The sequence below is a fragment of the Mesorhizobium sp. M7A.T.Ca.US.000.02.2.1 genome (assembly GCF_003996995.1).
In the GTDB taxonomy this organism is placed as follows: Bacteria; Pseudomonadota; Alphaproteobacteria; order Rhizobiales; family Rhizobiaceae; genus Mesorhizobium.
In genome coordinates this window covers 25,096-42,722 of the sequence record NZ_RZTT01000004.1, presented here as the reverse complement: position 1 = coordinate 42,722, position 17,627 = coordinate 25,096, and the positions used below count along the sequence as shown (strand labels likewise).

Below are 17,627 nucleotides of genomic sequence, written 5' to 3'. Positions count from 1 at the left end.
AGCCGGATCACATCATCGTCGGCAGCGGCATCAACGCGCTGGTCTGCGCGGCGATGCTCGGGGGCAAAGGGGCGCGTGTGCTCGTCCTGGAGCGCAACGACCGCATTGGCGGCTGCCTGCGCACCGAGGAGATCACCGCGCCCGGCTTCATCCATGATGTGATGGCGACGACCTTCGTGCTGTTCATCACCTCGCCGGCCTTTGCGGCACTGGGCGCCGACCTCGCGCGCCACGGGCTGGAGTTCTGCCACACCGGCACGCCGACCGGCGTGCTGCGGCCGGACGGCAGCCATGCCGTGCTCAGCACCGACCGTGCCGCCAACGTCGTCGCCCTTAATGCGATCGCGGCAGGCGACGGTGACCGGCACGCGGATGATGTCGGCGGCATCGAGCGCAATGCCGGCCTGCTGTTCGGCCTGCTCGGCGGCAGCCTGTGGTCCTATCCGACAGCGAAGCTGCTGGCCGGTGATGGCTGGCGGCGTGGCCCGCGTGGCCTTGCCGCCTTTCTCGGCGAGGCACTCGTGCCGGCGCGCGGCTGGCTGGAAAGCACCTACCAGTCCGAAACCATTCGTGCGCTGTGGGCGCCCTGGGTGCTGCATGCCGGGCTCGGCCCCGAAGACGCCTTTTCCGGCCAGATCGCCAGGGTTATCGCCTTCGCGCTTGAGGCGGCGGGCGCGCCGATCGTCAAGGGCGGGGCAAAAAACCTGCTGGCGGCCTTCGAGGCCCTGATCCGGGAACGCGGCGGCGACATCCGTACCGACGCCGATGTCGCTTCGATTGTCCAGAGTGGTGGTCGCGCAACCGGCGTGCGACTGGCATCGGGCGAAACGATCACGGCCAACAAGAGCGTCATCTGCTCGGTCACACCGACCCAACTCTATGGTCGGTTGCTCGGCAGCGAGGCTCCCAAAGCCGATGTCGAGGCGACGCAGAAATATCGCTACGGCAAAGGCAATTTCCAGATCCACTACGCCTTGGACAAACCGCCCGCATGGCGCGGCGAAGGCCTGGACAAGGTCGCGCTGCTGCATTTGACGCCTGGGCTGGATGGCGTCTCGAAAGCCTGCAACGAAGCGGCGCGCGGCATGCTGCCGGAGGTGCCGAGCATCTGTGTCGGCCAGCCGCATGCGCTGGATCCGTCGCGCTGTCCGGAGGGCAAGGCCATCCTGTGGCTGCAACTGCCCGAAGCTCCCCGCCACATCAAGGGCGATGCCGCCGGCATGCTGCAGGCGCCGGCTGACGGGCAATGGACCGACGCTTTGCGGGAAGCCTATGCCGACCGCGCAGAAACGATCCTTGCCAGCCATATCGAGGGCTTCAAGGACAGCGCCATCGCGCGCCGCGCCTATTCGCCGGCCGATCTCGAGGCGATGAACATCAATCTGGTGGGTGGTGATCCCTATGGCGGTTCCTCGACCATCGACCAGTCCTTCCTGTGGCGGCCGTTCAAGAGCAGCCGCAACCATCAGACCGGCATCAAGAACCTCTACCACATAGGCGCCTCGACCCACCCGGGCGCGGGCCTTGGCGGCGGTTCCGGCTTTCTCCTGGCGGGGAGGCTGTAATGGAAGAGAAGGTCACTGAGAAGCGCCAGCGCATTTCGACCCTGGGGCAGATCGGCCTGCAGCAATTCGCGCCCTATCTGATGAACCGCATCATGGGCCGCTACAACGCCACCCTGCGCGACGATTTTCGCAAGCAAGGCCTGACCATTCCGCAGGTCCGCACGCTGGCCGTGCTGTCGGTCACCGACGGCATCACCGTCAACGACCTCTCGGTCTATACGGTCATCGAGCAATCGACCTTGAGCCGGACGCTCGACTCACTGGAGGGCCAGGGCCTCGTACGGCGCGAACAGGGTGTCACCGACAGCCGCATCCGCCATGTGTTCCTGACCGACGAGGGCCGCGCCGAGTTCGCGCGCGCCTGGCCGGCCATGCATGACGCGTTCGAGGCGATGTTCGACGATATCGACGACGCTGAATATTCCGCACTCATCGCCACGCTTTTGAAGATGCTGAAGAACATTCGCAAGCACGACATCTAGCATGACCCCGAAAAGTGGATCCCGGTTTTCGGAAGAGGTCAAGCAGATAGACCTACGCGCCGCCAGCGCAGGGCGGCAACGGAAGGATTGAAAAATGGCCGAACGGTCTTTTGCCAGGGAAGTCGAGAAGCTCCGGCTCGGCGCCGGCGAGGAATTTGCAGGCGAAGGCATTCTCGCCATCACCAAGGCGCTGCTGCAATGCGGCGTCGGCTATGTCGGCGGCTATCAGGGCGCGCCGATCAGTCATCTGATGGACGTGCTGGCCGACGCGCAGGACATTCTGGGCGAACTCGGCGTGCACTTCGAGGCCAGCGCCTCGGAAGCCACCGCCACCGCCATGCTGGCCGCCTCGGTGCATTATCCGATCCGCGGTGCGGCGACCTTCAAGTCGACGGTCGGCACCAATGTCGCCTCCGATGCGCTGGCCAATCTCGCCTCCGGCGGCGTCACCGGCGGCGCGTTGATCATTGTCGGCGAGGACTATGGCGAAGGCTCCTCGATCATGCAGGAGCGCAGCCATGCCTTCGCCATGAAAAGCCAGGTCTGGCTGCTCGACCCGCGCCCCAATCTGCCATCGATCGTCAAGGCGGTGGAGGACGGTTTCGAACTGTCGGAGATTTCCAACACGCCGGTCATGCTGCAGGTGCGCATCCGCTGCTGCCACGTGCATGGCCATTTCATCGCCAAGGACAACAAGCGGCCTGACATGACGGTCGCCGATGCGCTCGACGCGCCGCGCCGCGACACCGGCCGCATCGTGCTGCCGCCCGCCTCCTTCCTGCATGAGAAGGAGAAGGTGCAGAAGCGCTGGCCGGCGGCGGTGGACTTCATCACCAAGAACAAGATCAACGAGTTCTTCGGCTCGGACCACGGCTCGGTCGGCATCGTCATGCAGGGTGGCATGTACAATTCGGTCATCCGCGCGTTGCAGCGGCTCGGCCTTGCCGACATTTATGGCGACACCGATGTGCCGCTCTATGTGCTCAATGCCGTTTATCCCTTGATCGATGACGAGTTCCTGTCGTTCTGCGAGGGCAAGCAGTCGGTGCTGGTCGTCGAGGAAGGCCAGCCCAACTACATCGAACAGGCCTTTGCCTCGATGCTGCACAAGGCGGGCCGCGGCACCAGGCTGGTCGGCAAGGAGCATCTGCCGATGGCCGGCGAATACACCGGCCAGGTCATGCTTGACGGCATCGGCGCCTTCCTGCGCGCCGAGGCGCCGCATCTTTTGCCCGGCGAAGTGCGAGCGCCCAACAAGGTCGGCGATGGCGTCGACGCAGCCGACCTGATCAACGTCGTGCCGGGCCGTCCGCCGGGCTTCTGCATCGGCTGCCCGGAACGGCCGATCTTTGCCGCGACCAAGCTGGTCGAGCAGGAGCTCGGCAAGCACCACATAGCCTCCGACATAGGCTGCCATCTGTTCTCGATCATGCCGCCCTTCGAGCTCGGTGCCACCACCATGGGCTATGGCCTGGGTCCGGCCTCTGCCTCAGCCTTCAATTCGCCCGATGCCAAGCGCCGTTCGATCTCCTTCGTCGGCGATGGCGGCTTCTGGCACAATGGCCTGACCTCCTCGATCGGCAATGCGGTGTTCAACAAGAACGACGGCGTCATCGTCATCGTCGACAATTTTTACTCGGCAGCCACGGGTGGGCAGGACATCCTGTCATCGCGCGCCGGCAACAAGACCAAGTCGACGAAGCATCCGATCACCGAGGCGGTCAAAGGCATGGGCGTCAAATGGCTGCGCCATGTCGACCGCACCTATGACGTGACCAAGATGCAGGACACGCTGCGTGAGGCGCTGACGACGGACGAGAAAGGGCCGAAGGTCATCGTCGCCTCGTCCGAATGCATGCTCAACCGGCAGCGCCGCGAAAAGCCGCTGGTCGACAAGGCGATCAAGGGCGGGACCCGTGTGGTGAAACCGAAATTCGGTGTCGATGAGGATATCTGCACGGGCGACCATGCCTGCATGCGGCTGTCCGGCTGTCCCTCGCTGTCGGTCAAGTCAACAGACGATCCGCTGCGCGACGATCCGGTCGCTCATATCGACCAGAGCTGCGTCGGCTGCGGCAATTGTGGCGAGGTCGCCGATGCGGCAGTGCTCTGCCCATCCTTCTACCGCGCCGACGTCGTCCACAATCCGAGCCGCTGGGACCGTTTCCTGGAAGCCGCGCGCCGCGCCACCATCAGCCTGTTGCAGCGACGCCGCGAAAGCCGGCGGCTGACCTTCGCCGATGCTTGACGCTGTCCCCCCACTTCGCGCCCGCGCCGGCGCTCAGGATAGCGAGCGTGTCATCAAGCTCGCCGTGCTGGCGGTCGGCGGCCAGGGCGGTGGCGTGCTCGCCGACTGGATCACCGATGTCGCCGAGCGCAACGGCTATGTCGCGCAATCGACCTCGGTCGCCGGCGTCGCCCAGCGTACCGGCGCCACCATCTATTATGTCGAGATGGCCCGCGACACCGGCCGGCTGCCGGTCTTTGCGCTGTCGCCGTCGCAGGGCGACGTCGACATCCTGATCGCCGCCGAATTGATGGAAGCCGGCCGTGCCATCATTCGCGGCTTCGTCACGCCCGACCGCACCACGCTGATTGCCTCGTCGCACCGCATCGCCGCCGTGTCGGAAAAGATCGAACCGGGCGATGGCCGGGCTTCGTCCTCCAAGGTGCATGCGACGGCGGAAGCCGCATCGAAGCGCTTCATCGCTTTCGACATGGAAAAGATCGCAGCCGACAATGGCTCGATGATCTCGGCCAGCCTGCTTGGCGCGCTAGCGGGGTCCGATGCGCTGCCCTTCACCCGCGAGAGCTACGAACAGGCGATCGGTGCCGGCGGCCGGGGCGTCAAAGCCAGCCTTGCTGCCTTCGGCGCTGCGTTTGACCGCGCGCGCGGCACGGCAGCACCGGCGCAGAAGCCGGCTGAGCCCGCGATTGTCGAATCTGCCCTGGGCACAGGACAGGTGAGTGGCCCGCAAAACCTGCTGCAGGGCTGGCAGGCCTTGGCTGCCCGCATCGACCTGTTGCCGGTAGCCGTACGCGACATGGCACTTCGGGGCTTGAGAAAGGTCGTCGACTATCAGGACATCGCCTATGGGCGCGAGTATCTCGACCGGTTGGACAAGGCCGTCGCGCTGGACGGGCCGCTTCAGGGCTATGGCCTGTCGATCGCTGCTGCCAAGCATCTGGCCAACGCGCTATGCTACGACGACATGATCCGTGTCGCCGATCTCAAGACACGTTCGACGCGCGGCAAACGCGTGCGCCGCGAGGTCGGCGTCAAGGACGGCTCGATCCTGCAGGTGACCGAATATTTCCACCCGCGCATCGAGGAGTTCTGCGGCACGCTGCCGGCGGGGCTGGGAAGCTATATCGAAAGCCGCCCGAAGCTCGCCGCCTTTCTCGATCGTCGCATCAATCATGGTCGCCGCATCCGCACCGACAGTTTTGCCGGCTTTGCCGCTTTGTGGTTCATCGGCGGCCTGCGCCGCTGGCGCCGCAGTCTGCTGCGCCACAAGGTCGAGGTCGCGCATCTCGATCGCTGGTACGCGCTGGCTCTCGACCATGTGCCCCAGGACTACGCACTGGCCGTCGAGATCCTCAATTGCCGCCGGCTGATCAAGGGCTACAGCGACACCCATGTCCGGGCACAGTCGAAATTCGACCGCGTGCTGTCGGCGCTCGACCTGGTCAAGGGCCGAGCCGACGCCGCCGACTGGATCCGCCGCCTGCGCGAGATGGCGCTGAAGGACGAGAAGGGCGACATGCTCGACGGCGCGCTGAAGACGGTGGCGACGCTGGGGCCGGACCCAATCGGCTGAGATATCTAGCGGGCGTCCACGGATTGGAGCGGCGCTAACCTTAACTCCGGGCTGGCTGACAGGATTGCCCGTGCGCCGGCGCTGACGCGGGGCCAGGTGCCTGGCCCCGCGGTGCTTCGATCAGTTATGGTGCCAGCGGCGCCAGTGATGGTGCGGGTGCCAGCCATAGACCGGAGCGTGCCAGTAATGGTAGTGCGGGCGCACGACGACGACGCCGTTCGGCACGCAACGGCCCCATCGGTTCGGGTGCCAGCCGATGCCGCACCCCCAGCGGACATGCTCGACCAATGCCGGGGCGGCCGGATGGGTTACAGACATGAAGGGCATCGCGCTGGACGCGGAGGCTGTCACGACAGTTCCACCGATGGCCAGGATAGCGGTTGCTGCATAGTTTTTCAGGCGACTCATAATTGGACTCCGAGTGCATTCGAGTTTGAAGATGGCCGCCCGGCACGGTGCGATCGGGCAGGCTTGTCCCTTCTCTTCGTTAAACGGCGTCTCCCGCCTTTTCCGTCGGTCGTCATGGCGATTTTTTCGGCGCAACGGCAGCGCGGCGTTCCATATGGCGCAGCAATGCCTGTGCCAGCACGCTCCGGTTTTCGAGTGATGTGTTCGCCGCGAAGTCGACAATGGCCTGCTCGAGCCGGGTGCGAACCGTCGCGTCGGCGTTGCGTGCCCGCTCCAGGGCAGCCGACACGGCGGCCTCGTCCATGACAGGCTGTTGCAACAGGTCTGCTGCCTCCTGCCTCGCCTGCTGGCCATCCAGAATGATCTGACGGGACTGCACGCGAACCTGGCGCAGCGCCTCGCGGAACGCCTTGCGATCCTGGTCGGGAAGTTGTCGGCCGGCCGATTCCAGCGAGACACCTGTTTTGGCATTTCTCAGCCAGACCGCACCGCCGACGAATGCGCCGGCAAGAAAGACGTTCAGCACCACGGAAGCAATAACCAGACCACGGACCCAGCGCGTGCTCATAGGCTTTCCTCACCGTTCTCGGCAGCGGGGCCGGCATCGCCAAACGCCGTCGCATTGGCATCCAGCACATAATGGTCCGGCTGGACCTCCGGCGTGACGATGGTCACCAGGGCCAGCCCTGCCACGGCACCGGCCAGACCAATGCCGGCAAGTCCAAGTCCCAGCCACCAGAACCACTGGCGCCGGCGCTGGACGAGGTGCCGGCCGGCAGCCTGCAGAATGCTGCCGTGCAGTGCCTTGTCCGGGGCGTCGACGCGGTAGCTGTCGAGCAGCGCGTCAAGTGTTCCGGCCTGCCTCAAGATGGCCTTGCCCGCGCCGCTCGCGGCAAAGACCGTGCCGGCCATTCGCTCAGCCGCGGGCCATCGCCGCAAGTCGCCGCCATAGGCCTGGGCCAAGACGGCAAAGCGCCTGGCATCCATTGCGGGTTCGTTCCTGGATCCTTCAGCCATGTGTCGCCCCCTTGCCCGTCGGCGCCGAGCGCCAGGCGGCACCAGCAAGGCGCAATGGCCGTGGTGCGTTGGTGCTTGCCCGGTGCTTACTCATCGGCGCCATCCCCCGCCAGGATCGCCTGCAGCGACCGCCGGCCGCGCGCAAGCAGGCTCTCCAGGGCATCGACGCTGATCTGCAAGGTCGCTGCCGCCTCGATATTGGACATCTCCTGATAGTAGACCAGAACGATCGCTTCGCGCTGGCGCGGCGCTATGGCTTGCAGCGCCCGTTCGACCTGAACCGCGTCCTCCTGGCGAGGGGCGTCGGGAAGTGCCGCAGGGTCGACCATTTCCGGCAGGTCGCCGCTCACCCACTCGCGTCTGCGACGCAGCCGGTCGTAGCAAAGGTTGAGCGTCACTCGGTGGATCCAGCTGTCGAAGCGCGCATTGCCGCGCCGCCAGCTCGCGGCATGGCGCCAGATCCGCACGAAGGTTTCCTGGGCGACATCCTCGGCCTCCGCCGCATCGCCGAGCATGCGCACGGCAAGCGCCAGGATACGCGGCAGCTTGCGCGCGACGAGCGTTTGCACGGCTGCGGGCTCGCCGGCGCCAACACGGCGAACCAGCTCCTCGTCCGGATCCGCAGCCATCAGTCGGCGCACTCCCGATGTTCATCGCGCGTCATTGCCTCTTGGTCATTGCTCTTGCTTGGGAGCGGTTTTGTGGCCCGGCAGTTCGTCGGCCGTCAAAATGCCGTCGGCATTCTTATCCAGCCGGGCGAAGCGCCTGGCGAAGAATGCATCGAGTTCGGCGTGATCGATGAAGCCGTCATGGTTGGAATCGATCCGCGCGAAAGATTTGGCGGCGTCGCCCTTGACGTTGCGCTTCGTCTGAAAGGCCTCCCATTCCAGCAGGCTGATCTTGCCGTCGCCATCCGTGTCGGCCGCCATGATCGCCTTTTCGCGCCGCTTCTGGAATTTGGCCAGCGTGATGTCGGACCTGGTCCCCGAAGCGCCTGGCGCGGCAAGTGGCGCGGCGGTCGGCGGTGCAGGCGGCGTCGTTACCTGGGCGAAAGCCGCAACGGTCTGCAAACTCAAGGCAACGACTGATATCGAACGACTGATCATGTTGTGCGTCTCCAGGTTGGCGCGACGCAGACGGCTTGTGCCGCCATCGCGCTTCAACCGTTAAACGCCGCGACCCGGAAAATCCGTCGGTCGCGCCTGCTGATCCGTTCACGCCCGGACAAAAGAGGGTGCCCATCCCGGCTCGATCGGGATGGAAGGAACTCTAGTCCGATTGGTCCGCCGCAATCAGTTGTTCCGGCTTGAACCCGGCATGTTGCGGGGTCCACACCTCGCCCTCGCGATTGAACCAATGGCACAGATACATGCCCGAGGCTGCGCCATCGCTGATCGTCATCCTGGGGCCTCCGGATTTCAGCTTGACGACGTCTCCGGTCTTGAAATTGTTGGGCATTTTTTGACCTCCCGTGCTGAGGCCATGAGTTTCACACCAAACCGGGGTCTCGACAATGGCAGATCTGCCAAGCCGGCGCCGCAATCCTTTGCGCCAGATGAGAAGGGGTAGACGACGAAACGAAGGGAGAAATGGTGCCGCTTGCGTGACTCGAACACGCGACCCCCGCATTACGAATGCTGTCCATACACGAATAGCGTGCTTTAAAAATAAGGCGCGCAACGGGTCAATCTATTGATTTCGCTATATTTTATGGCGAAAGCGTTATAACGTCCCCTGATTGTAAAACAACCTAGGGTGGTGCAACTAAGGTGGTTTTCCTTATTTGCTTCCCGCTCTAGGCCCAACCAGTCAGGAGAGTATCTTGCCGCGTATCAAGCTCACGGAACGTACCATCGAGAAGCTACTTGCCCCCGATCCATCGGGGAAGCAGGTGCTTCACTGGGATGCAGATCTGAAAGGTTTTGGCGTCCTCTGCTCGGGCGTGACCAGCACCAAAACGTTTATCGCACAGCGCACACTTCCCGACGGAAAGACACGTCGCGTTACGGTGGCGGCTGTCAACGAAATGGCCCTGTCTAAGGCACGCGAGGAAGCTGCCGACATGCTAGTTGACCTTCGCAAGGGAAAGGATCCCAAGGCGCGGTCAATGACGCTGCAAGGAGCGCTGGATGCGTACTTGAAAAAGTATGACGCGAAACTGAGCGCCAACACTGTCTCGAACTATAAGGACAAGGTGGAGAACCATCTGACATCCTGGCTGGACAAGCCACTCAACTTCATCACCCGCGATGCCGTGGAAAAGCGCCACGGCGAGATTGCCCAGAAGATCGCGCTGTCAAATCGCTGGAAGGGCGAGGTGACTGCTAACACGACGATGGCCATTCTTCGTCTTCTCTGGAATTTCGCAGCGGACCAAGATCCGACACTTCCGCAAAATCCTGTCCGCTTACGGAAGCAGTGGTTTGCTGAAGAGCGGCGCGAACGAATGGTTGAGGCCGACGACATGCCTGTCTTCTACAAGGCCGTCTGCGCTTTGCCCAACCCGGTTGCAGCCGACTACCTACGCTTCATTCTCTTCACAGGGTTGCGCCGACGCGAAGCCGCAATGTTGAAATGGGCGTATGTCGATTTCGACAAAAAGCTGCTTCACATCCCAGCCATCAACACCAAGGCAAAGCGGAAGCTTGATCTGCCGATGTCGGACTTCGTTCGGGATCTGCTAGTGGCGCGGCGCGCGGTTGGAAAAGATCCCAACGACTACGTGTTCCCCTCGCACGGAAAGAAGACAGGCTATATCGCAGAGCCGAAATTTCCTCTCGATGCCGTCGCCAAGGCCTGTGGCGTCCAAGTGTCGGTGCACGACTTGCGGCGCACCTTCATCACCGTAGCTGAGGAAACGGAAATCAGCCCCATGGCGCTCAAGGCACTGGTCAACCACTCGCTGGGAAATGACGTCACAGAGGGTTATGTGCAGATGAGGGTAGAGCGTCTTCGTAGCCCGGCGCAGAAGGTCGCTGATCGGCTAAAAACGCTATGCGGAATCGTTCCGATTGAGGACGCGAACGTCGTCGCGATAGGCTGACGCAAACGTTCCGCTTGTGGGTTTTATTGGGCGTGCTAATTATACGGTTGTAAGTCCGTAGGCCGCCCGCTGGGGCGGCACGGGAGCATTTCGGGACCGTGCCCGTACATACGGTCCAAACCAAACGAAAGCCCCCTCGTGTGCAACATGCGCGCGAGGGCTTTTTTTTGCTAAGCCCCGCGTGCCATTTCGGAGAAACCGAACATGGACGTAAACCGGCATCTCGATAGGCGCGCTGACGCCATAGCTGAAACAATCAGCGACGGCGATGATCTCCTGAATACGGCACAGACTGCGAAACTTCTGGGCGTCAGTGTCCAATGGGTCGAGATCAGCCGTTCGAAAGGCTACGGCCCTCCTTTCATTCGGATAGGTCCCCGCAACATCCGTTATCGACGCGATGCGCTTCGCGTTTGGCTCAAGGAGAGAGCCGAGTACCGTTCGACCCGCGAATATGGCGCGGTGGCGTAATGGACGAAGACGAGTTCTTCATCCCGCAACTGGTCAAGCACACAGGCGGCAAGAAGGTGATGTGGTCGTTTGTGTTCAACGGCAGGCACTGTGTGCTGACCACCCATCAACTGATGACTCAGAGCGAATTCAGGAAAACGGTGCTCGAGAAGGTCCACCGTTTCCCGCCAAGACGAGCGCCGGTCAACTTTGAGAGCTATATCGGCAACCTGATGCGCAATTGCGTTGAACAAGAAGACGCCGGCCCTGTGTGAGCAGGACCGGCGCCAAGATGGAACTGGCATTGAAAGAGAACCAAGGGTGTCGTGCGGAAATCGACCCTGGGATCAACTCCCAATATACCCGCAAAATCCTGATAAAACAAGGGCTTGGCGGCTATGGCACCACGACCAGATACAATCGATATTGATGGCACCCGATCATTGGCACGCAGGTACATGGGTGTCGGATGGGTGCCGATCGCCTACCAGCATCAGACTAAGGCGCCGCTCGAAAAGAACTGGCAGAAGAAGACGCTCGACAAGGTCGATGTCGATAGAGCCTTCACCGGCAACAGTTCAAACGTTGGCGTGCTGCTTGGGGCGCCATCAGGCAATCTCGTAGACATTGATCTCGACAGCGCTGAGGCAATAGCGCTCGCCGAAGAGTTTCTGCCGCCAACTCCGGCACGGTTTGGCCGTCCCGCTACGCCGGAGGCGCACCGGCTCTACAGGGCGGTTGTCCCCGCCACTGTGCCCTTCACCTACAATGGCAAGAAGGACGGGATGCTGGTCGAGCTCCGCTCAACTGGTGGGCAGACAATGTTTCCGCCGTCCGTCCATCCCTGCGGCGAACGGCTCAGTTGGTCCGAGGAGGGCCAGCCTTTTGAGATAGAAGGTGAGTTCCTCCTTCAGTGCGTGCGGTGTCTCGCCCTCGCCTCCCTGATAATGCGGCACTGGCAGGAGGGCTTGCGCAATGTCCTGGGCCTTCGCGTGCCTGGCGCTCTGCTAACGCACGGTTGGACGGAGGCGGAAGTCAAAAAGCTGATCCACAAAGTGGCAACCAAGTGCGGTGACGACCAGCGCGCGATAGACAAGTCCATGAGGCGTGTCGAAGCTACGGTGAAACGACTTGGCGGTGGAAGGGCGTGCACCGGCATCCCGAAGCTTGCTGAGTCGCTCAACATCAACCCTGACACGCTGCGCTCATGGGTCGATATGCGCCCCGAGGATGAACGTGGCATCTTCCCAAGTTCCGAGCCTATCTTCATCGCGCGCCAATTCGCAAAAACGCTGGATGATGTCTGGCATTGGCGGGGTGACTTTTACCGCTGGGCTGGAAGCTGGTGGGTCCAGATGGATGACGAGGAGCTTCGGGGGCGGCTCTATCCGTGGCTTGAGACGATCAGGGTACTGGATAAAGGTAAGCCTGTTCCATTCAAGTCAACGCGCAATGCAGTTGGCGACATCCTCGCCGCGCTTGCGGGCATCCGACAGCTGCCCAATATCGATGAAGCGCCATTCTGGATCGACGCCAAGGCTGGCGACCCCTCGCCCGCTGACATGCTGCCCTTCAAGAACGGCACTCTCGACTTGCGGACATACACGCTGCATCCGCCACAGCAGCGCTTCTTCGCTCTACATGGGGTTGACTGCAACTATGACGTCGCAGCGGCAGCGCCTGTATGGGCAAGCTTCATGCACAACGCATTTCCTGATGACCCCAAGTCCATCGAGTGCATCGAGGAGATCATGGGGTACTGCCTGACCGGCGACACGTCGCAGCAGAAGGCCTTCGCCTTCATCGGCGAGAAGCGCTCAGGTAAAGGCACCATTGGGCGCGTGTCGCGGGCGGCGGTAGGCGCGGGCAGATATGCCAATCCCAAGCTGTCGGACTTCAGCGAATCTTTTGGTATGGAAAACTTGGTCGGCAAGTCGCTGGCCGTCATATCCGACGCACGTGGACAGGGGCGATCAAACCCTCATGCGGCTGTTGAGAACATCCTGACCATCACAGGTGAGGACCCGGTTTCAATCAGCCGCAAGTACAAGTCGCGGTGGAACGGTGTGCTGAGCACGCGCATCATCCTTATGGCGAACACAGTCCCGAAGCTGAAAGACGCATCCGGTGTCATCGTGACGCGGTTCATTGTGATCGAGTTCCGGGAGTCGTTTTATGGGCGCGAGAACCCAAATCTCACATCCGAGCTGCTGGCCGAACTACCGGGCATCATCAACGTCTGGATCGAAGGACTGAAGCGGCTGCGAGCGCGAGGACGTTTTGAGCAGCCTGATTCAGGCCAAGAACTGCTCGACTTGATGGATGAGAACACCGGCCCGGTGAAACGGTTTGTCGAGGAAATGTGCACCGTCGGGTCCAGCTATGCAGTCAGCAAGAAGCTGTTCAACATGGAGTTGAATGAGTGGCTGAGAGATCGAAACCACCATGTCATGGCAGATGAGACCATCGGAGCTGACTTGTACGCGCTGCAATTGGGCATCAAGGCCAGCAAACCGCGCGTGGGCGGTCAGCACACTCCCCACTATGCCGGGATCACGCTAACGGAGATGGTTCCGACTGGCGGCAAGCTGACGCCAAATCAAGCGGCGATGGTGTTCCGGGACTCAGGTGAGATGCCTCCGGACGAGATGATCGATCCCAAAGTCCCCTTCTAGGGGTGCCGGGGGTGCCGGGGAATTGCCCAAAAGCTTCCCCTACTAGCGTTGCGCTGCGCGCTGCAAAAAAACTTCCCCTTACGTGTTATTGATCGGAAAGTCCCCGGCACCCCCGGCACAGCAAGTGCGCGTCAACCCTGCTAATCCGGCTGAAAAGCCGGGAGATCACGAATTCCGAGCGAGGGCCGTATTTATTTGCGCCCCAGCTTCGCACCGCATGCGTAGCGCCAGCGTCCTTCGACGCCAGTCCCCAAAGGCCGCTCTTCTAGTCGATTTTCCTTATTGCTAAAACAAAAGCCATCATAACGCGCTGTAAACGTTCAGCTTTACGCATCAAAGCAGCTAATATACTGTTAGCTTTACCAGTTGATTTGAAGCAAAAGCACATAGCAGATACATATTGGACGCCCAATGGACGCCTATTATCCGGTCCCCCGCAAGCGCAAAGGCAGAAGCAGGGTCACCAACGGCAAGACACTGCTTGCAGGCATGGACGGGCGCACCAAGTGGGCCAAGCGGCTGCATGACCTAGTTGCCAATCATGTTGCTGACCTAGGCGGACCCAGCAACGTCACGCAAAGCCAGTTCATTCTGATCAAGAGCGCCGCCAACGCGACCATCGTCCTTGAGCAATGGGAGCTTGAATTTGCGAAGGCAAGCACAGCCAGCCTGCCGGAACTGCTCGCGTACCTGAGTGTCATGAACAGCCTCCGGCGCACCTACGAGACACTTGGGCTGGATCGCGTCGAAGCGCCGAGCAATGGCATGCAGACGTACGACATCAGTAAGCTCACCCACGACGAACAGCAGCGCCTCAAGCTCCTGAACCACAAGGTGGGCGAGGTCGGAGTGGGGGGCCTGTCGGAGACCGATGCGAGAGAGATGAAGATGCTCATGGAGAAGTGCCTGGGCAGGGGTTACGGGCCATCGGCCACAGATCCCAGTCCTCGTGATCGCCCATTCCACGAGATCGATTATTCGAGGCGATGAACAATGCGCATTGGTGATTACGTCAAAGGCAATTCCGGCAAGACGTGGGTCGTCGCCAATGTCGTCCCCGATGGCATGTTCCCCTGTCTCGGCGACGGCAGACACGTGTTCATGATCCGTGATGAAACGAACGCGGACGGGGACATTGATCTCGTCGCCACGATGCAATCCGAGGATGACGTTTACATGGGCTGGCGCACCGGCCCCGCTTTCGAGAAGGGCCAACGGTTCATAGTCGAGGGCGAGCGGGTTGAGGTGCACAGCGCTACGCCGCTCTTCGTGTTCCTCCGTATGCAGGACCAGTCGTTCACCGCCCTGTGGCGGTGGCAAGCGTCCCTGCTCGTGCACCGCAGGAAGCCGATGTCCTTTGAGATGGCAGAGATGACGACGCTCACAGAGGGGGCAATCTGATGACCGCAGCGATTGGCGATATCGTAGCCATCACCACCGGCGTCAAATACGTCGTTCTGGGTTTTTCAGGCAACCCCATCGGCGGCACAGACGCCCGCCTAATTCGTCCTGATGGCAATGGACGCTTCACTGGATTCACCAAGGACGCGAGCGGGTTGATCGTCGTCCAAAGCCCGTCTTTTGAGACGGGCGAGCGAGTCTCGGTAGACGGGCTGAAAGGCGGCTATCTGGGAACTGAAAATGGCGTGGCCCGCGTGCTGCTCGCTGAGCGCCGCAAGCAGACCAAGGCCGGCGACTACATCACCATCGATGCCTCTGTAGCACGGGTGCCGATCGGCCTTTTGGTGCTTGAAAATAGACGTTTTTGAGAAGGAGAAATCACATGGCAACCGTTGCCGAACAAGAACTGAAACTGCACGTCAGCCCATCAATCAATGAGCTGGCGATTGACCATTTTGCCGAGAAGCAGCGCGGCAACGACAAGCCTGAACCCGACCTGGAGCATGTCGCCCTATCGGGAGCGATGAAGGTAGCTCGCGAGGAGGCCCACGCTCTGGTCGCTCTTGCTGAGACTGTGTACGGGGACGGGTCGCAGACGCCCGCTGCCGCCGCGATCCAAGTGGCTAGTGCGGCGCGCAAAAGTGGCGAGCGTGTCGCGGCCCGCTTGCTCGCCGCTCAGGAGAAGGTTGATACGACGATAGCGTCGCTTGAGAAGGTGACGTTTGCGCCTCCACCGGACGCCACGATTGGGGAGCGATACGATCAAGAGATTCGGGCGTCGCTGAAGGCACTGACTCCCGATGAACTCGCCAAGGAGATCAATGACGCTCTTGTTAGCAACGATATGGCGCTCATCGGTGCGGTGCTGCGCGCGCCACGAGTCACCACGGGCATGAAGGCGGCGGAATTGGAATCCCTTCGCCACAGGTTCCGCACCCAGCACTTTCCGGGCGAGATGCGCCGTCTGGAGCGCTTGAAGAAAATGCGCGCCGCGTCTGATGTGGGCGGTGGAGCATTCATCAAACTCGTGCAGCAGGCGGGCGACACCACCTTCGCCAATGCCGCAATCGCTGCCCGTTCGAAGCGCGAAGCGGTGTTGTCGGCCCATCAGCAACAGGAGGCATGAGCCATGGCTAGTCCAATCAGCATCTACATCAAGGAAGGCCTTCGCCTACGCATGAAGCTCACCAAAACCGACATTGCGTCGGTCCCGGAGGAGTATCGCATCGCCTACCGAGCGGTTGACGAGGACGACGACGATTGCAAGGGCTATGACTTCATCCTGTGTGTCGCTGCCGCCAACTACTGCACCGAAGCACTTGCAGAACTTGCGGCGCTCAACGCGCAGCTGGAAAGGCTGAAGGTTGACGGGCCTAAGATGGTGGCGGCTGAAAAGCAGGCGTCACGCGACCACGCCGTCCATATGACGCTCTATCATTCGCTCGCAAAAGCTGGCGTGAAACAGGGGCTGATCGAGGGCGCCATGGACCTGTTGCAGGACCGAAATGATTTCGAGGTCGGCGAGACCGATGGCCGAAAGAAAGAGCGAGTCGTCCATGCCAGGACTGAGCGCGGGTTGTTAACGGTCGACGCACTGGTCCAAGAGTTCGTGCAGGCCGAAGGGGCAGCCTATCTGGAAAGGCGCGCTGCCCCCACCGGCGGCCATTTCAGCCAATTGCAGTCGGGGCTGAAGGCGCGGCGGTAAAAACAAAGCTCATAACCATCCCGTGCGAGGTCTTACCAGTAGACAAAAGCGGGAACATTTGACCATCTACTCCCTAAAGTGTCCTGGCGGCCCTGTATCGCTGGACAATGGGGAGGGAAATTTGTTTCTTGAAAAGCACTCGCGGTTCTTCCGTCAATACGAATTCACCCTGAATCCCCGACACAAGGCAGCTATTCGCCTTCCGCTGATTGCAGACGAGAATGAAGTCAGTCTATTCGACGCACTGGAAACAAGGATCCAGGAGCAAGCTGCCCTCGAAGTCCAGCCGAACCACGACATCATCGAGTTGATGACTATCGAACATTGGCCTAAGCAAAACGCGATCGTAATGTTGTTTCACAAAGCCAGCCCTGACGCTGCCGACCCCGCATATCGTAAGAAAGCACGGGCGAAGGTGACGATCCGCGATTCGGTAAAGGAGGAAGGCGAGGAACAGTCTGTTTCGGCCCACCTTGTGATAAACACAGTGCCCGTCGCCGAAGGGCGGTATAGGGCTGTGCTCGAGGAAATTCCAGGCATGAGCATGGGAATTCTCCGATTGGTGATCGCAGCGGCACTGTTTGAGTACAAATACGACTTCGAGACAAAAAACGGCGAGGTAGAGGAGACCTACTGCGTTTTCAAAGCAGAGGGTGTTAAATCGGAAACGATTGCGGGCGCGCTTGAGGAAGGCCATATGAACTTCATCACCTTGGTGCGTCCTGCAGAGGTTGACTTTGTTGACGGTGCAGGAATTTTCGAGCCGATCAACGAGGTCATGAAAATCCGGATTAAGGGCGAAATCGATAAGAAGAACTGGGCGGCCACGTTCAAAAATCTGGTTGAGTGGGGCAAGAAGGAAGGGTGGCAGGACTTCAACATCGAGATTGATTTGGGCGACAAGCGGAAGCGAACGGTGACGCTGGATCGCGAACATGAGGCGAAGGAGATACTCTTCGTCCGCTCCGAGCAGGTGCATCTTAAAAAAGCCGTGCGCGTCTGTTCAGATCAAATCGTGAACGAAATCGCCGAAAAAGCGCTCGCCTTGATGGCTGTTTGA

Annotated in this window: 19 protein-coding genes and 1 tRNA gene; 13 read left to right on the top strand and 7 right to left on the bottom strand. The window is 61.2% G+C overall.

All coding sequences use genetic code 11. The annotated features are described in order from the left end of the window. The 4 genes from EOD15_RS01075 to EOD15_RS01060 all read left to right on the top strand — a co-directional run. The coding region (locus EOD15_RS01075) for an NAD(P)/FAD-dependent oxidoreductase (protein ID WP_148129480.1) at positions 1–1,565 on the top strand (1,565 nt) is incomplete at its 5' end. Beyond that, positions 1,565–2,047, top strand: coding sequence for a MarR family transcriptional regulator (locus EOD15_RS01070; RefSeq protein WP_127321410.1), 483 nt, complete (start codon positions 1,565–1,567; stop codon positions 2,045–2,047). The genes EOD15_RS01075 and EOD15_RS01070, both read left to right, overlap by 1 nt. A 94-nt stretch (positions 2,048–2,141) precedes the next feature. Further along, positions 2,142–4,295, top strand: a complete 2,154-nt coding sequence (locus tag EOD15_RS01065) for an indolepyruvate ferredoxin oxidoreductase subunit alpha (RefSeq protein ID WP_127321411.1) — start codon at positions 2,142–2,144, stop codon at positions 4,293–4,295. After that, a complete protein-coding gene (locus EOD15_RS01060) occupies positions 4,288–5,868 on the top strand; it encodes an indolepyruvate oxidoreductase subunit beta family protein (RefSeq protein ID WP_127321412.1) in 1,581 nt (526 codons plus the stop codon). Before EOD15_RS01065 ends, EOD15_RS01060 begins: the two co-directional genes overlap by 8 nt. A gap of 120 nt (positions 5,869–5,988) precedes the next feature. On the opposite strand, the gene EOD15_RS01055 is transcribed toward EOD15_RS01060, so the two are convergent. The 7 genes from EOD15_RS01055 to EOD15_RS35625 all read right to left on the bottom strand — a co-directional run bounded on the left by EOD15_RS01055 (position 5,989) and on the right by EOD15_RS35625 (position 8,971). Beyond that, complete coding sequence (locus EOD15_RS01055) at positions 5,989–6,276, bottom strand: hypothetical protein (RefSeq protein ID WP_127408239.1); 288 nt, start codon at positions 6,274–6,276, stop codon at positions 5,989–5,991. A gap of 112 nt (positions 6,277–6,388) precedes the next feature. After that, a complete protein-coding gene (locus EOD15_RS01050; RefSeq protein ID WP_127320104.1) occupies positions 6,389–6,844 on the bottom strand; it encodes a periplasmic heavy metal sensor in 456 nt (151 codons plus the stop codon). Next, positions 6,841–7,293, bottom strand: coding sequence for a hypothetical protein (locus EOD15_RS01045; protein WP_127320106.1), 453 nt, complete (start codon positions 7,291–7,293; stop codon positions 6,841–6,843). Before EOD15_RS01045 ends, EOD15_RS01050 begins: the two co-directional genes overlap by 4 nt. 86 nt (positions 7,294–7,379) lie before the next feature. After that, the gene (locus tag EOD15_RS01040) at positions 7,380–7,922 is read right to left on the bottom strand and encodes an RNA polymerase sigma factor (RefSeq protein WP_127320108.1); all 543 of its coding nucleotides are present in this window, start codon (positions 7,920–7,922) and stop codon (positions 7,380–7,382) included. 45 nt (positions 7,923–7,967) lie between these two features. Further along, positions 7,968–8,399: an acid-shock protein gene (locus tag EOD15_RS01035; protein WP_127320110.1), complete on the bottom strand. Its 432-nt coding sequence runs from the start codon at positions 8,397–8,399 to the stop codon at positions 7,968–7,970. A gap of 163 nt (positions 8,400–8,562) precedes the next feature. Next, complete coding sequence (locus EOD15_RS01030) at positions 8,563–8,751, bottom strand: DUF2158 domain-containing protein (RefSeq protein WP_127320112.1); 189 nt, start codon at positions 8,749–8,751, stop codon at positions 8,563–8,565. Between the two features lie 132 nt (positions 8,752–8,883). Next, positions 8,884–8,971: transfer RNA gene (locus EOD15_RS35625), tRNA-Ser, on the bottom strand. Between the two features lie 144 nt (positions 8,972–9,115). Between EOD15_RS35625 and EOD15_RS01025 the strand changes: the two genes are divergently transcribed. The 9 genes from EOD15_RS01025 (at position 9,116) to EOD15_RS00980 (ending at position 17,627) form a co-directional block, all read left to right on the top strand. Beyond that, positions 9,116–10,336 carry an integrase family protein gene (locus tag EOD15_RS01025; RefSeq protein ID WP_164761680.1) on the top strand — a complete coding sequence of 407 codons (1,221 nt, stop codon included), beginning with the start codon at positions 9,116–9,118 and terminating at the stop codon, positions 10,334–10,336. A 470-nt stretch (positions 10,337–10,806) separates the two neighbouring features. Continuing rightward, positions 10,807–11,061: a hypothetical protein gene (locus EOD15_RS01015; RefSeq protein WP_127320116.1), complete on the top strand. Its 255-nt coding sequence runs from the start codon at positions 10,807–10,809 to the stop codon at positions 11,059–11,061. Between the two features lie 123 nt (positions 11,062–11,184). Next, the gene (locus EOD15_RS01010) at positions 11,185–13,461 is read left to right on the top strand and encodes a phage/plasmid primase, P4 family (protein ID WP_127320118.1); all 2,277 of its coding nucleotides are present in this window, start codon (positions 11,185–11,187) and stop codon (positions 13,459–13,461) included. Between the two features lie 411 nt (positions 13,462–13,872). Next, entirely contained in the window at positions 13,873–14,451 is a 579-nt protein-coding gene (locus EOD15_RS01005) for a hypothetical protein (protein ID WP_127320120.1), read from the top strand. A gap of 3 nt (positions 14,452–14,454) precedes the next feature. Further along, entirely contained in the window at positions 14,455–14,862 is a 408-nt protein-coding gene (locus EOD15_RS01000) for a hypothetical protein (protein WP_127320122.1), read from the top strand. After that, on the top strand, positions 14,862–15,230 hold the full coding sequence (locus tag EOD15_RS00995; protein WP_127320124.1) for a hypothetical protein: 369 nt from the start codon (positions 14,862–14,864) through the stop codon (positions 15,228–15,230). Before EOD15_RS01000 ends, EOD15_RS00995 begins: the two co-directional genes overlap by 1 nt. 14 nt (positions 15,231–15,244) lie before the next feature. Next, on the top strand, positions 15,245–15,988 hold the full coding sequence (locus tag EOD15_RS00990; RefSeq protein ID WP_127320126.1) for a hypothetical protein: 744 nt from the start codon (positions 15,245–15,247) through the stop codon (positions 15,986–15,988). Between the two features lie 3 nt (positions 15,989–15,991). Next, entirely contained in the window at positions 15,992–16,567 is a 576-nt protein-coding gene (locus EOD15_RS00985; protein ID WP_127320128.1) for a hypothetical protein, read from the top strand. Positions 16,568–16,688: 121 nt separating this feature from the next. Continuing rightward, positions 16,689–17,627 carry a hypothetical protein gene (locus EOD15_RS00980; RefSeq protein ID WP_128369789.1) on the top strand — a complete coding sequence of 313 codons (939 nt, stop codon included), beginning with the start codon at positions 16,689–16,691 and terminating at the stop codon, positions 17,625–17,627.